The sequence below is a fragment of the Prevotella communis genome (assembly GCF_022024175.1).
In the GTDB taxonomy this organism is placed as follows: domain Bacteria; phylum Bacteroidota; class Bacteroidia; order Bacteroidales; family Bacteroidaceae; genus Prevotella; species Prevotella communis.
The window spans coordinates 1,612,814-1,628,271 of record NZ_CP091794.1 but is presented as its reverse complement, the minus strand read 5'-3'; the positions used below and the strand labels follow the sequence as shown (position 1 = coordinate 1,628,271).

9 protein-coding genes are annotated in these 15,458 nt (G+C 53.6%); 4 read left to right on the top strand and 5 right to left on the bottom strand.

The annotated features are described in order from the left end of the window. Positions 1 to 39: 39 nt before the first annotated feature. Positions 40 to 408 carry a hypothetical protein gene (locus L6466_RS06585; protein WP_237803401.1) on the top strand — a complete coding sequence of 123 codons (369 nt, stop codon included), beginning with the start codon at positions 40 to 42 and terminating at the stop codon, positions 406 to 408. A 291-nt stretch (positions 409 to 699) separates the two neighbouring features. Then, positions 700 to 1,287, top strand: coding sequence for a hypothetical protein (locus tag L6466_RS06580; RefSeq protein WP_237803403.1), 588 nt, complete (start codon positions 700 to 702; stop codon positions 1,285 to 1,287). A gap of 167 nt (positions 1,288 to 1,454) precedes the next feature. Here the strand turns inward: L6466_RS06580 and L6466_RS06575 are convergent, their stop codons facing one another. The 4 genes from L6466_RS06575 to L6466_RS06560 form a co-directional block, all read right to left on the bottom strand. Continuing rightward, positions 1,455 to 1,658, bottom strand: a complete 204-nt coding sequence (locus L6466_RS06575) for a hypothetical protein (RefSeq protein ID WP_143005836.1) — start codon at positions 1,656 to 1,658, stop codon at positions 1,455 to 1,457. 15 nt (positions 1,659 to 1,673) lie between these two features. Beyond that, positions 1,674 to 6,344 carry a hypothetical protein gene (locus L6466_RS06570; protein ID WP_237803404.1) on the bottom strand — a complete coding sequence of 1,557 codons (4,671 nt, stop codon included), beginning with the start codon at positions 6,342 to 6,344 and terminating at the stop codon, positions 1,674 to 1,676. 280 nt (positions 6,345 to 6,624) lie between these two features. Next, positions 6,625 to 6,798, bottom strand: coding sequence for a hypothetical protein (locus L6466_RS06565; RefSeq protein WP_237803405.1), 174 nt, complete (start codon positions 6,796 to 6,798; stop codon positions 6,625 to 6,627). A 16-nt stretch (positions 6,799 to 6,814) separates the two neighbouring features. Continuing rightward, a complete protein-coding gene (locus tag L6466_RS06560; protein ID WP_237803406.1) occupies positions 6,815 to 11,263 on the bottom strand; it encodes a hypothetical protein in 4,449 nt (1,482 codons plus the stop codon). Between the two features lie 378 nt (positions 11,264 to 11,641). Between L6466_RS06560 and L6466_RS06555 the strand changes: the two genes are divergently transcribed. Both L6466_RS06555 and L6466_RS06550 read left to right on the top strand, forming a co-directional pair. Beyond that, a complete protein-coding gene (locus L6466_RS06555) occupies positions 11,642 to 12,781 on the top strand; it encodes a helix-turn-helix transcriptional regulator (protein ID WP_237803407.1) in 1,140 nt (379 codons plus the stop codon). 19 nt (positions 12,782 to 12,800) lie between these two features. Continuing rightward, positions 12,801 to 14,387 carry a mannitol dehydrogenase family protein gene (locus L6466_RS06550; RefSeq protein ID WP_237803408.1) on the top strand — a complete coding sequence of 529 codons (1,587 nt, stop codon included), beginning with the start codon at positions 12,801 to 12,803 and terminating at the stop codon, positions 14,385 to 14,387. A gap of 83 nt (positions 14,388 to 14,470) precedes the next feature. On the opposite strand, the gene L6466_RS06545 is transcribed toward L6466_RS06550, so the two are convergent. Continuing rightward, positions 14,471 to 15,457, bottom strand: a complete 987-nt coding sequence (locus L6466_RS06545; protein WP_237803409.1) for a DUF3089 domain-containing protein — start codon at positions 15,455 to 15,457, stop codon at positions 14,471 to 14,473. Position 15,458: the final 1 nt, after the last annotated feature.

Here is a 15,458-nt window from a genome sequence, read left to right as displayed (position 1 = left end):
TCTCGGCATGGGGAACATATAGTAATTGTCGTCGTATTGATGATACCTGGTCACCTCGACATCGTTGCCGACGGCATCTTTGACGATGAAGCTCGACACGACACCAGAGGTGATATTCACGTAGATCCAGTGGCCGGTGGGCACCTTATCATAGTCTATAGTCTCGGCATTAAAATCTCTGACCGTCACGGTGCCGGTGCCGGTGGTGGTGACGCTGAGTGCAAAGACGTTGCGGATGGCATAGGCGTACAAGGCGTGACCCTTGCTGACGGCGTCGTCGTACTCGGCCTGGCTGAACTCTCTGTACAGATTTTTCCCATAGCCTTCGCCAATAAAGTCGCTGGTCCGGCTGTGGTCGTTATCAATCACACCATAGAATGTGCAGTGCTCGACAGTGCCGCCTGCTGAACCATGGCCGTGAGCATGACCACCTTCAGAGTTTTTGCCACAAATTCCGCCTACACAATTATCCTCCGGGTTCGTCACGTTGCCCGTCATGCAGCAGTACCTTATAAATGAATTATTAATACCGGCGATGCCGCCCACGTAGGCACCGGTGGCGGCGTTGTCATGTTCAGAGCTGACATCGGCCTCCACCCAGCAGTTGACTATTTCGGGATCATTAGCTCCCCTTACGTTGCGGCCAGTTATACCGCCCACGTATTTTGCTGAACCTTTGCCCTCTACCAAGCCCATCACATGGCAGCCTTTCACGATGCCACTGGGACTGTTATTGCCGACGATACCGCCCACATATTCATGGTCTTCATTCACGATGTTGGCCGTCACCGTGCAGTTCTCTATCGTGCCATAGTTATCGCCGCAGATGCCGCCCACGTAATCTCTTTGGGCATAGATGTCGCAAACCACGTTGACGTCGAACACCTTGCCGTCCTCATGAATGGTGGAGAACAGTCCCTGATTCTCTTCGTTGAGGCCACGTATCATGTAGGTGATGGTGTGGCCGTTGCCCCAGAACGTGCCGCTGTACCTGGTGACCCAGTAGGACTCGCGGCCCAGGGGCATCCACGAGTAGGAGTTGCCCATGTTGATGTCGGCGTTCAGGTAGTAGTTCAGCTCACTCCAGTCGTCATCCTCTACGGGGAACTCGGAGTTCTCGTCGAAGTGCTCCGTGATGTACGCCAGTTCGGCAGCCGTGTTGATGACCACGACATTGCTCTTCCCGCCATACTCGGCGTGAAACTCCGGCTTCGTCTTCGTGGGATAATCGTAGGTGTCGGCCCACGCGCCCGTGACTGCCGTCAGCAGCAGGGCGAGGATGAATAGAAACTTTTGTCTCATTGCTTTTTAATGTTATACCATTGTTTTTTGTTTCGTTGTTGCAGTGGCAGGAGTCATGCCCGGCCTACAGGGGCGCTTGCCGGGGCATGATGGCTTGGCTCGACGGCCCGAAGGGGAAAGTCAACCATGAATCCTTAACCCTTAACCATAATTTATTCGTCCCAGTCGTCCCAGTCGTCATCGCAGCCGCGGGCGCCGGCGGGGGCGTCCGGCTCGTCGTCCCAGTCATCATCCCTGATGCGGGAACCCGGAGGGGCATTATTTTCTCCAGGGTTTATCACGCTACCTGCCAGCAACATTGTCTTGTGTTGCAGTAGCACCACGCGCTGCTCTGGTTTAATATATGTCTTTTTCATATCTGTGTCCTCCATTTATTTGATGATTACCTTACGACCGTTCTGAAAATACACACCCTTCGCATGGGGTTTGCCGTCGAGTTTAACACCATCTATGGTATACCAGGCATCAGACGAATTATCAATTCTCAATTTTCCATTTTCATTTGAAATGATTCCTGTGGTCTCTTCCTCCTCCCCATCGAAGAAATGCAAGGTGCGGGCATAGGCCGGCTTGCTGCCGTACTTGCTCTCCACACGAATAATCCAGCGGAAGGCGCCCACAGTCACTGCATCGCCATAGCTCAGTTCACCATAGATGTTTACATAGTAGAACGGATCTTGTGCCGTGGCTGAGGTGTTGCCGTAGGTAGCATAGAAATTATAGATATCTTCCATCGTCTCCGTCTTGGCAATTACGCCTGTATTCTTTGCCTTCAACACGGTGTTCTCGGTGGTGAAGTCGTAGTCGGTCACGGCCTCCCTCGGCTTATATACATAAGGCATGTTGGCACGCAGCACGTCGTTCTTGCTCATCCGCTTCACAAATACCCATATATCATCCGAAGCCTCAAGACTGGGATCGGGCGAGTTGGCTATCATGTTAATCTTGTAGAACGTGAACTTCTCTGTGTCGGACTCCTTAATGGTGTAGTCGAAGGGCACGAGCCATGAGTGGAACTTGCCCACTCGGTCGGTGGTCTTGCGGTAAGTGGCGGAGGCGACGTCGCAGTCTTGTACGATGGTGTAGGTGTCGCCGTCGGTCATCGTGACAGCTTCAGTGGAAGATGGCATCAACGTGATGTAGAAGCTCTTCGAGCCTGCGTAGTCACCCGCGCCGTTGAGGATGAGCCTATATGTGCCCATCTTGTTGGGGCTGACGGGGAACGACGCCACAGTCTGTCCGTCCAGTGTGGCCGTGTAGTCGGTGCCAAATGCGAGGGACGTTTCGTTGTATTTCACGACTGGCGTTATTTCAACATTATTGTTCAGACTGTAGGATTCCTCTATGCCGCTGACGGTGCATACAGGCATTATGTACAACGCAGTGTTGCAAATGGTTGCTGCCTTGCAGATTTCGTTCTCGGGGATAGTGGCATAGACCTGCGTGCCCTGTGCCGTACCCATCGCCTCGGTGTAATAACAGGTGGAACCTTCTGCTGGGCTGCCACCACGCACGAAGGTAGCGCAACTGGTAGCAATGGCTACCTCGTTGTCTGCCGGTGCAATATTGGGGTCAGGGGCATAAAGCGAATTGACGAAGGTGCACGTTTTGCCGTTGTGCCAGCCCACGAAGCCGCCACATTTGGTGGAGCCAGTGGTGGTAAACATACGACCCGTGTACACACAGCCGGTGAAGTTCACATTGCCCTGCGGGTAAGCGGTAAAGCCGCCGTGGGTGCCGTCGCCGCCGTCGGCGCTGACACTGCTATGGATGACGGTGCTGACGTGGCAGTTGGTGATGGTTGTCGGGCCGCCAGGCTGGGCAATCAGTCCGGCAGCGAACTTCTGAGCGGTGTAGATGTCGCCCGCCACCTTCAGGTTTTGGATGGTGGCACCATCGGTGTAGCGGAACGGGGCGCAGTATGGCTCGTCAAAAGCATTCTGGGCGCTGCCTTTCGTGAAGGTCAGCGTGTGAACGCCGTCGCCGAGGAAGGTGCCTTGGAACCTGTGGTCGCTTGTACCCACCATCTCAGAAACGCTGATGTCGGCAGTCAGCTTCACGAACTGCCCTTTGAAGTCAGAGCCGCCGTTGCTGACGTAGTTGGCGAATGCGTTCCATTCGTTGGCACTGCCGATGATGTAGGGGTCGCCCTCAGTGCCTGAGCCAGCGCCACCAGACGCCTTGTCAGCATCCGCATAGTAGATGTCGCCATAGAGGATGCCGTTCTGGTATGCCTTCAGCATGCCGTAGTCCTGCACGAGATTGCCCGTGCTCCACCGTGCACTATAGACGGCATTTGTGCCCTGGTCGGTGGGCAGGTTGTCGGTGCTGACGTAGTAGCAGTTGTCGATGGTCGGCTTGTAGATGCCTTCGTTGCCTGTATACCAGCGGGCGAAGGTGCTGTTGAGCATGCCTGCGGCTACGCTGCCGGGCTTCATCAGCGAGTTCTTGATGGTGGGCTTGTTGTAGACCCCCCATCCGATGAAGCCGCCGCATTTGTTAGTGCCATTGGTGGTGGCAAAGGAGCCGTCGAACACACAGCCTTCGATGATGATGGTGTTGTTTTCACCACTCAATGTGCTGACCAGTCCGCCGTGCGTGCCGTCGTGGTTGTCGTCGCCGGTAACGGTGCTACTGTTGATGGCTATCGAACTGCGGCAGCCGATGATACTCAGGTTCTGATGCGACTCGCCCACGATGCCGGCAGCCTTCTTCGCGCTGGTGTAGATGTTGCCAGCGACGTGCAGGTTCTTGATGACGGCATTCTTGACGTGGCGGAACGGGGCGCAGAGGTCTTCATCGAAAACATTCTGGGCCGTACCTTTCGTAAAGGTCAGCGTGTGGCTGCCGCCGTCGAACGTGCCCTGGAACGAGTTGGTATCGCCTGTGCCCACCATCGTCTCGACGCTGATGTCCCCGCCCAGTTTCACGAACTGGCCGCTGAAGGTATGGCCATAGCCGACGTAGCTGGCCAGCGTGTTCCAGTCGCCAGTGCTGCCGATGGTGTAGGGGTCGCCCTCGATGCCAGTGCCGGCGATGTCACATGCCACGTAGTACCTGCCAGCCACGAGGAGTCCGTTGTCGTAGACCTTCACCGTGCCGTAGTCCTGCACCATCGAGCCGAAGTTGCTGGGAGCGGAGGCGAGGACAATGACCTTGGAACCCTGTTCTGTGCCCATCGTCTCGGTGTAGTAGCAGGTAGAGCCGTTTGCCGGGCTGCCGCCGCGCACGAAGGTGGCACAGCCGGCAGTAATGGTTGTCTCGCCGTCTGCCGGTGCAGTGGTATCAGGGGCATAGAGCGAATGGGTAAAGTTGAACGTCTTGCTGTTGTGCCAGGCCACGAAGCCGCCACAGTTGTTAGTGCCATTGGTGGTCAGCAGGCGTCCGGTATAGACGCAGCCCGTGAAGCTTATGTTGCCTTCCGGCAGGGCCACGAAGCCGCCGTGTGTGCCTTCGCCGCCGACGCTGCTATGGATGGCGGTGGTGACGTGGCAGTCGGTGAACGTTGTCTCGCCGTACGACCGTGCCACAAGTCCGGCAGCGAACTTCCGGGCGGTGTAGATGTCGCCCGTCACCCTCAGGTTCCGGATGACGGCATTCTTGACGTAGCGGAACGGGGCGCAGTATTCCTCGTTGAAGGCACTCTCAGCCGAGCCTTTTGTGAAGGTCAGCGTTTTATTGTCACCCAGGAAAGTGCCCTGGAAGGAGTTGGTCTCGCTAATGCCCACCATGGTCGATACGCTGATGTCGCTCGTCAGCTTCACGAACAGGCCGTTGAAGCTGATGCCGTTGCTGACAAGCAGGGCGAAGACGTCCCAGTCGGCTATGCTGCCGATGATGTAAGGGGCGCTCTCCGTACCTTTGCCCTTGAAGATGCCGTCCAAGACCACGTTGATGGTGACTGCCGCGCCACTCTTGCTGGCCGCGCCACAGGTGCCGCCGCTGCCGCCAGCAGCAGCCCCGTTATCATCCTCCCAACCAGAATCCGTATAGGTGCCTACGAGACCATTTTTTAATTCCGCATCGTAAGGGTTTGACAGTTCACTACTTTCACCATCCGAGGCATAGCCACCATTGTAATTCCCACCGCCTTTGCCGCCGCCTGCTCCCACTCTGTAGAAACCATTAGAACCAGTGTTTCTCCATGTACTGTTGCCAGCGGCACCGCCGCCGCCGCCGCCGCCGCCACCACCGCCGGTGCCGATGTCGCTGCCAGCAGAGCCGTTGCCACTGGTACCGCCGCCGCCGCCGCCGGACGCAGCATACTGGTTGCCAGGATCTTCGGCAGCGTTTTTACCGCGATTGCTTTTAGCGGTGGTAAACCATCCGGCACCGCCACCCTTGGCAACCACGCTGAGGCTCCACCCCTGATACACATAGAGAGTGCCCATGCTGCCGGCAGTGTCGCCGTTACTACCCGGAGAGCCCGCAACGCCCTTGTTCGTACCCTCGTTCTTATTCCGTTCCGCAGAACCACCGGCACCACCTACGCCGCCGTTGCCGCCCCGTGTGCCGATGCCCGCACCGCCGCCGCCGCCGCCGTCACCGCCGCGGCCACCCGAGCCGGGCTGGCAATACGTGTTGTATTCAAAGTTGGCATCTTCACCGTGGTCGCCACGGTAGCCGCTTGCCCCGTCACCGCCTGTGGCCTCCAGCCTGCCGTCGCCGAGAAGGTAGAGCGTGTTGCCCGCCGCCAGTTCAACACCCGCACCGCCACCCGTGATTCCGGCATCGCTGGCTTTGGCACCCGTGCATCTAACCGTTTTTCCCGAGGGGATGTAGAGATACACTGTGCCCCGGATGGTCAGGCCGCTGCCGCCCACCGTGGAATTGGTGAAGCTGAGGTTGCCCGTGGCGTAATAGTACGTCGTGGTGCCTGCCGTGCCAATCGTGTACCCTGTAGAGGAACCCGCATTCAGGGCCGTCCAGTTCGCTGAGGTGGTATTCGTCTGTCTATAGACCAATTCCCAGCCGCCATCTGCCCACGCTCCCTGCACAACTGCGCAGAGCAGGACAATCATTAGAAATAGGTTCTTTTTCATGTTAAAGATTGTTTTAAATTATGTTCTTGGTTATGTAGTTACAGTTGCAAATATAATTAAAATATCACAAACAACAAAACATAAGGCCAATTATCTTCAACATTTGTATATTTTGAGACTCTTTTTACGATTTTGAAACTCTAAGGGACGCAAAAAGGGGTCGGAGAAGTAATCATCATCTCCATGATGCCGGGGACTGGTACCTCTCTATACAAAAAATAAAATAACGGCTCCCGAAGCGGAGGTGTTTCGGGAGCCGTTGGAGGGGTTATAAGGGGTGTTAGTCCTCGTCGTCCCATGAGAACGCGCGCGACAGCTGTTCGTCGGCATCGGCCTCTTCTTTTGAGTCTATGGTAAGGGTGAGACTGGAACCACCGCCTTTGCTAGCTGACTGGAGCAGCGTCTGAGTGATTCTCACTACCGTGGTCTCTGGCTGAATATATATCTTTTTCATAATCCTATAATTTCTATTATTTAATCATTACTTTTCGACCATTCACAATATACAGGCCCTTCTTTGGCTTCTCTATACGGCGACCCTGCAAGTCATAGATGGCGTCAGCCATTTCCGTGCTTTGACTTTCCCCTGCGGGCCGTCGAGCTAAACCTTCTGTGATTTCTGTGTGACCTACTCCTGTCGGTGTGCCCTCTTCCTCGAAGTTGAGTTCAATACCGCGTGAACCAGCGTCCTTGTGCAGCTGCAAGTAGGCGCTATAGGGTTTCAGGGTGCCTTTGCCGCTGAGCGGATAGAAGCCCACATTGCCGTTTTTCTTTGCCAGGATATAGTTGGTGTAATAACCGTCGGACTTGTCAATCTCGGTAGCCACTATCACATGACGAAGTAGGTTGTTCTGGTAAACATCTGGATACTTATCCTTGACAGTAGGAACGATATAAGAGGTAGAGGGCTCGCCGCAGAGCACCATACCCGTCATGCCCGCGGGCTTATAAGTGCGTGTCAGCGTGATATTGCCTTTGTCATCAGCATCGCTCAGGGCCACGTAGGCACTCAGACCGCTGACGTTGGTAAAGTCGAGAGAGTTCACACCACTGTAGGTCATGATACCAATGCTGTTCATGGTTAGCTTGACGCTGAGCAAACCCTTGATATCATATTGAGGCATATGGTGGGCAAGTAAGGGTGATCCCATCAGCGCGTCACCATTCACATAGAGACCTTTGTTGGCCGAGCAATTGATGCTGCCGCCATTGACGGTCAGGTTGCCATTTTTGATATAGATGCCATAATCGCCGCCATGTGCGCTGACGACGCCACCGTTTACAACGAGGTTGCCGTAATCAACATATAAAGCCTTACCCGACGCATTCGCTACATTGACCGTAAGCGTGCCGGTGTCCTGACTCTGGCCGTAGATGCTGAGTTTATTATAGGCATAAATACCATAGCTACCACTACCGTTGACGGTAAAGCTGGCGCCGTCGCATAATATAATATGTACACGTCCGTAAGTTTGGAGATAAGTAGCATTGAAAGTATAATTGCCGCTGGCTACGTACCAGGTGTCCAGCAGTGTGTTGCCAATTATGTTATCCGAGATAAAAACGCCATCGGAGAGGATTTGGTAGTTGCTGCAGGTCTGAGTTTCACCGTTCTCATCGATGTAGCTGACGTCGCCCAGAGCCTTCATCATCGTCTTGCCTGCAATGGCAGCCTTCTGCTCGTCGGTGAGGGTACCGGTGTATGTATTGGCAGAGTAGCCATCGGTAAGCGTCTGGCCGTCGGCAATAGTGAGGGTAGCGCAAGCATAGCTGCTGGCAGTGATGCGGTCGGCGGGGGTGGTATAGCCGAGGGTAATGGTGCCAGTGGCGTCGTAGCCTCCGGCTTTGATGACGGTAGCGGTGACATTGCCGCCCAAGATACTGATGTCGCGATACGCGCTATAGAGGCCAATGCCGCTGGTGCTGTGAGCGGTAGCGTTGACGGTGCCTCCAAGAATGACGATGCCACTACTTTTACCAAGATCACGGATGCCAAAGGTTGAGCCTGTTGCGGTGACGTTGCCTCGGCGGATGGTAATACTACCACCACTACTGCTATCGTTTGTGATGGCGGCATATCCGCTATTTGTGATGCCGCTGATAATTCCGCCGTTCAGGTTTATACTGGTCTTGGAGCTGATGGCAGAATAGTCGCTGGCTGTGGCCACGATGCTGCCCGTACCCAGACTTTGTCCGTAAATGGCCAGGGAGCCATTGTTGGCATCAATGCCATCACATCCAGTCGTCGTGGCATTGCTGGTGAGCGTGGTGCCGTCGCAGAGAATGATGTTCACCTGCTGGTCTAGGAACTTGACGCCCTGGGTACCGCTGATGGTCACATCACTATTCACCACATACCATCCCTCGGTTCTACCAAGGGTTTGATAGCTGGTAGTGCCTTCCACGATGGGGGTGCAGGCGTGACTCTGCGGGTTGCCGTCGGCATCGATATAGGCAATGATAGGTATCTCGGTGGCGCTGACGGTGATGTCGGCAGTGGGCATAATAATTCTGTAGGTGTAGTCTCCATTATCGGTGAACTTTACAGCCGTGTCGTCTGAAGTCTTCTTGACAGAAAGCAGCACATCATAGCCCTCGGTGATTGTAGCGGAATCGTAAGAAAGGTTGACCACCGACAGACCCTTAGCGTAAGGCACACCATTGATATCAGCACCGTTGTCATAGGTCATATTGTTAGTGCCAGGAAGCGCAATACCCGTGCGCACCACTGAGGCATGAGTCGGCAGAGTGATGGCCCAAAGAGGCTGAGCACCGTCAACGTCGCTAGTGGTCTTACTGTCTTCAGTGCCCATACCTACGCCGGAGGGGGTCACGGCGTCACTGGCTACTTTGCAGTTGTGGTAGTAGTTACGGGTGAAGGTGCAGTAGTTGTTCTGGTAACCGACGATGGCACCACGGGCGTTGACGTCGGGGATGACCACGCCATCGGCGATGCAGTCGGTGATGGTGCTGCTATAGTTTTTACCCGCAATGCCACCATAATAAACGCCTGAGGTTCCACTCTTGACGGTAAGTATGGCGCTGCTGACGCTGCGTTGCACAATCTTATTGTTTGTGCCCACGATACCGCCGTGGGAATAGCTATTTGTAATTACGCTATGGATGCAGACGTTGGCAGCTACGGTACAGTCTGTTATGGTGCCATAGTTATAGCCCACAATGCCACCGGTAGAGTCGTAACCGGTAATGCGGGTGTCGGCAAGATTAACATTGCGGACGATGCTTCCGAGGTTGACCACGCCAAAGAGGCCCTGATAACTATCACTATTGGTGTCGCCGCCCCTGTAGATGCGGATGCCGCTGATGGTATGGCCACCGCCGTCGTAAGTACCATCAAAACGGCTTTCGTTGCTCTTGTCGATGTAGTATCCGATAGCAGTATAGTTGATCTCGGTGCTGGCGCTGTTGTTCCAGTTAGTGGTGTGGGGGAAGGTGATGTCGGCCACCTGCAGGAAGGTTTTGCCCTCTGTGGCTCCACCGCCGTTAACATAGCCAGCCAGACCAATCAGGTCTTCATGCGTCTTAATAAGGTAGTTGTCGCCGTCTTTCTGGAATTCGTCAATGGTGTAGGCAAAGTCGGCATCGAGGGTGCAGAGGTTGCTGGCGGTGACGCCACCGCTCAGGCTATTGCCTGCCAAGTCCTGAATTGTACCGCTAATGCCGGTGATATTGAGGTCGCCAGTAGCATTCTGCGGGATGGTACCCTTGAAGGTCAACACATTGGTGCCAGAGCCATCCACATACGTCAGGTTGCCCCAGTTGGTATTCAACTTTTTGGTACCTGAATAGCTTACTATCTCACTAAATGCAACGCTCACATATATTGTATTGCCTTTGGAGTGGCGGCCGGGAGCAACGCTGACGGCAAGCTTGGTAGGTGCGGTGGCATCGATCGCCTGGATGTGGGCCTTGACGTTCTTAGCATACCAGTTATCGTCATTGTCTCCACTGGCATCAAAACGGACTACCAGCGTACTGAAATTTGTCGGCAATATGAGTTTTCCATCACTTGCACGGCAGCCTGAGTAGAACTTCTGATTATAGAGCTTATTGGTCACACCGTTGCTCCAAGCATTATTTATAAGACCACAGTTGTCTGAGGCCGTGGTGAGGGGGAAGGTATAACTGGCATATGTAGTATTTTTGTCGCCCGGATCGTGTGCGAAACTCACCATATAGCGGGAGAGGCTGGGCGTGCCCGGTTCCCCATTTTTATTACCGCCATCGCAGGTGCTAGTATTGTCGACCAGAATCTGCAAATGCTGATAGCCATCATCGACCTCCTTCACGTCAAGACCAAGAGTCATGTGCAACTCAGCACCGGCTGAGACGAGGTACTCTTTGGGAGCAGCCAAGCTGTAGTAGCCACTTGAACTAACACTCCGTGCGGGATTTGTAGCATCGGAATAGCCTTTGTCTGTGACCTTGAACTCTGCGCTCTGCACAGTGACACTCTTCTCGGCAAAAGCATCGCTACTGTTGATGCTTGTGCCGTTGGTCATGGTGCGGTCGGCACTTGCCAAAATAAAACCAGCGCGGTCAGACACCTCGAAGCGGTATTTACGGTTGGTGGTACCATTCTGGTACTTGTAGGAGCCACTGGGGGTGAGCTCTGTGACGGTGACGGTCTTCTCGTCCTCGTTGGCAAGGAAGGTGTAGTCCATATCCACCGCTGTGAAGTGCTGCCCAGCGTATGCACTGAGGCTGACAGTGCGGAAGTGCACAGTCTGCGCATAGCCCTTCTCACTACGCGTGATGGTAAACGTGTTGCTACTGCCGTTGATATTCGTGACAGTCCACGAACTCTCGGCCCACGCCTCTTGCCCCGTCATGAGTGCCACTATCGTCAGCACCAGGGCGAGGATTCGGTTGAGGAAAATAGTTCTTAGATTTTTCATTGTTTGTTATTATTTATAATGGTTATTTTTTGCTATTGAGGGATGATGATTAGGTTAGTCATGCTGCCGATACTGCCATAGGATATACACAACATACCCCACGAGGCCGATGTAGATCGCCGCGAGCGGTATGCTAAGCCATAATGGCAATGAAAGGAACTCATGCATGCTAGTGGTCATGGTTAATGGGTGAGTAAATTTTTATTATGACGATGCAAAAATAGGAATTATCTGTGATAATGGGTGTCCAAAAAACGCCTTTGGTGTCAGAAAAACAGGGGGGAGGTGTCTAAAAAACGCGCTTTTTAGACATTTTTGTTGTCTTTTTGTCGGATCTTACAAAGATTTTGTTTAATTTTGCGGTCAATTTAAAACTATATGATTACAACAGGAGAAATGCAGATTAGCGGTATGCTGACAATGACGGTATTGTCGGTGATGCTGGTGATATGTGCTCCGGGGCGCTCCACCCGTCGTATCAGTTTTGCCAAAGCACGCTGGATGATGGCAGGAGGCACGGGACTCATAGCGCTGCAATTCCTGCTGCAACATGCCTTCGGATTCCGACAGATGGGCGTCACACAGGCCGTATGTTGCAACCTGCTGTTCTTCACCCCGTCGTCGCTGCTCTGCAGTATGTCTATCCTCTACATGCAGCGTCAGGGAAAGGTGAGCTGGAAGGAGTGGCTCATAGGCAGCAGCATCTACGCCCTGTCGGCCGGTATATTAATAGGTACGGCAGTGCTGGACGGCGTGCCCTTCAGGGAGGAGTCGATGGCGCTGCGCATAGCGGAATATGTGAGTTCGGTGCTCTACGTGGTGATGCAGACCTATATCTTCTCCATGCAGTATAAGGCCTACATGCGACTGGAGACGGCGGTAGATGAATACTACGACCGCAGTCGCCGCGACCTGTTTGGCTGGATGGGACTGAGCATGAAGACCATGGCGCTGATGGTATTCCTGGTGCCGCTGGTCATCTTTATGCAGGGCACCCCGCTGGTACTCTTCTCCATCAGTTTCTTCTTCATAATCTCCTACTCTACCATCAGCCTGTATACCTACGGGGTGAGTAAGGATGTGGAGAGAGTGGAAGAGGCGGAAATGAGTGAAGAAGGAATAGTGAAAAGTGAAAAATTTGCTCCCGCAGATGAAAGCAACGAAGACTCTGCAGCGGCAGCAAATTTTTCACTTTTCACTATTCACTCTACCCTTAACCGCTGGATAGAAAACGGTCACTACAGGGAGCATAACCTGACGCTGAGCATCGTGGCACGCCAGATGGGGGTACCGCAGAAGCAGCTGCAGGAATGGCTCAGGCAGTCGGAATACAAAAAACTGGCAGGACTGGTGAGCAGCCTGCGCATCAAGGAGGCACAGCGCGTGCTGATAGAGCATCGCGACTGGTCGGTGGAGAGCGTGGCCGACTACTGCGGCTTTAACGACAGGAAATACTTCCACCAGGTGTTCCAGCAGTATACGGGCACCACACCGGCCAAGTTCCAACAGAATAATTAAAATCATTTTTATATATATTATGAAACTGAACGACATACTGAGCGGCCAGTTGAATGCCGCAGAATGGGAAGCCAAGGGCTACGAGCTTCCTAAGTTTGACATCAAGGCCCTTCGCGAGAAGACGGCCAAGGAGCCCACATGGGTACACTTCGGTGGTGGCAACATTTTCCGTGCATTCCCCGCAGCTATCCTGAACGACGCGCTGAACACGGGCAAGTACGACCGCGGCGTCATCGTGGCCGAGACCTTCGACTTCGAGGTGATCGACAAGGCATACGCTCCCTACCAGAACCTGTCGCTCTGCGTGAACCTCTGCTCTGACGGTTCGATAGAGAAGAAGGTGATTGCCAGCGTGACGGAGGCCCTGAAGGCCGACCCCCAGTTTGAGGACTGGAACAGACTGGTGGAGATTTTCCGTAACCCGTCATTGCAGATGATCTCATTCACCATCACGGAGAAGGGATACACCTACAACGAGGCCGACCTGGCCCGCGGACTGAAGCCCGTATTCGCCATGGGTAAGGTATGCGCCCTGCTGCTGGAGCGATTTAACGCCGGACAGCTGCCCCTGACGGTGCAGAGCATGGACAACTGCTCGCACAATGGCGACAAGGTGAAGGCTGGCGTGATGGCCTATGCTGAGCGCTGGGTCAGCGACGGACTGGTGCCTGCTGCCTTCCTGGCTTACCTGAAGGACGAGAAGAAGGTGACGTTCCCCTGGTCAATGATCGACAAGATTACGCCACGTCCGCACGAGAAGGTGAAGGAGCTGCTGGCTGCCGACGGCTTTGAGGACAACAACTATATCGAGACGGAGAAGCACACATTCACGGCACCTTTTGTGAATGCCGAGGAGGTGCAGTATCTGGTCATCGAGGACAACTATACCAACGGTCGTCCCCCACTCGACCTGGGCGGTGCGCTCTATACCACACGCGACACGGTGGACAAGGTGGAGACGATGAAGGTGACTACCTGTCTGAACCCGCTCCACACGGCCATGAGTATCTATGGCTGCATGCTGGACTACACGCTGATTTCTGCCGAGATGAAGGATGAGGACCTGCGTGCCTTTATCCAGAAGATTGGTTATATGGAGGCGATGCCCGTGGTGGTAGATCCGGGTGTGCTGAACCCCTATGAGTTTATCGGTGCCGTGATCAACCGCCGTCTGCCCAACCCCTTCATGCCGGATGCACCCCAGCGCATTGCCTGCGACACGTCACAGAAGTTGCCTATCCGCTTTGGTGAGACGCTGAAGAAGTATATTGCCCGCGGACTGGACAAGAGCAACCTGGTGCTGATTCCACTGACGCTGGCCGGATATGCCCGCTACCTGAAGGGACTGAAGGACGACCTGACCAGCTTTGAGCCCTCACCCGACCCCATGCTGGCAGAACTGCAGGCTATTGTTGCTCCGCTGGAGATTGGCAAGGCCGATCAGGACTGGAGCTGTCTGAAGACACTCTACAGCCGCAAGGATGTGTTTGGACTGGATCTCTACGAGGCTGGTCTGGGCGAGCAGATCGAAGGAATGGTGAAGGAACTGTATGCCGGTGCAGGTGCCGTTCGTAAGACACTGCACAAGTACGTATCAGCAAGATAAGAGTTTTGACCATATATATAACAAGAACGACGTACTCAAATGGGTACGCCGTTCTTGTTATTACGTATTATTCGTTATCTATATCAATTCCTCATACGCCATGCTTTAGCCCTAAGAGCCATGTTCTTCTTTATGCACTCACTATAGAGCCAAGGCTCACAACTATGGATATCGCCTACATTGATAAAATTCTTATAGGCATGATACTCCGAACCACTATAGCCTGTGACCACGAGAACGTGACGCTCAGGTTCTAATGTGACGGTAATCGTATCATGGAGTGTAGCAGGCGTGGCATCCGTACGCCAGTTCACAGGATTGATGCCTATACATGAGGCAGCAATAATGGAATTGATGTACTTCACGTCTTTCACCGTATTATAACAGATAGTCACGCCCGTATCGTCAGCCCCTTGCGCAGCCTTGATATGTTTTGTTTGCAACGTATCCTCTGGTGTCACCTTATAACCCAGTACGTAAGCAGCAGCCAACTGTCCGTAGGTCTCGTCACTCATGTGCTTCAGCAGTTCCACCACCGCCATGCCACCTTGACTGAACCCTGCAATAATCAGCGGACGACTCTGGTCACGCTGAGCTTGGAAGTAATCAAAAGCCGCACAGACATCATCCATAGCCATGCGGGCACGATTCAACACACTATCCTCACTCTCCATCATAAACGCATCAATCGTTGTATGACGGTAGAAAGGTGCATAGAATCGGTTACCTGGAGACATATAACCAGCAGCCTTATTCATTTCAATAGCCATGCGCTCACGATGCTTTGGATTCCATACGTCAGCATAGTGACAAACGATACTATCAGCCGTCATCCAATCCTCTTCCCATGTTGACACTACATAAAACACATCGGCTCCCGTTCCGTGCTGGTCGCCATCTGCCGTAATCCACATGATAGAGTCATCATAATCTGGAGCCTCAGGAATATACGATACAGAGGCATTAGCATCCTGAGCTTTTCTTACATGACCGTTAAAACAATTCGTCAGACTAAAAGCGCAAATCCCTAAGAGGAAGACTTTTTCTGAAGCTTCAAGAATCATTTTCATC

Coding starts and splice junctions, on each gene's coding strand:
- L6466_RS06555 (WP_237803407.1), top strand. CDS start 11,642: ATGATTACAACAGGAGAAATGCAGATTAGCGGTATGCTGACAATGACG.
- L6466_RS06560 (WP_237803406.1), bottom strand. CDS start 11,263: ATGAAAAATCTAAGAACTATTTTCCTCAACCGAATCCTCGCCCTGGTG.
- L6466_RS06565 (WP_237803405.1), bottom strand. CDS start 6,798: ATGAAAAAGATATATATTCAGCCAGAGACCACGGTAGTGAGAATCACT.
- L6466_RS06575 (WP_143005836.1), bottom strand. CDS start 1,658: ATGAAAAAGACATATATTAAACCAGAGCAGCGCGTGGTGCTACTGCAA.
- L6466_RS06570 (WP_237803404.1), bottom strand. CDS start 6,344: ATGAAAAAGAACCTATTTCTAATGATTGTCCTGCTCTGCGCAGTTGTG.
- L6466_RS06545 (WP_237803409.1), bottom strand. CDS start 15,457: ATGAAAATGATTCTTGAAGCTTCAGAAAAAGTCTTCCTCTTAGGGATT.
- L6466_RS06550 (WP_237803408.1), top strand. CDS start 12,801: ATGAAACTGAACGACATACTGAGCGGCCAGTTGAATGCCGCAGAATGG.
- L6466_RS06580 (WP_237803403.1), top strand. CDS start 700: ATGGCAGCCTTTCACGATGCCACTGGGACTGTTATTGCCGACGATACC.
- L6466_RS06585 (WP_237803401.1), top strand. CDS start 40: ATGATACCTGGTCACCTCGACATCGTTGCCGACGGCATCTTTGACGAT.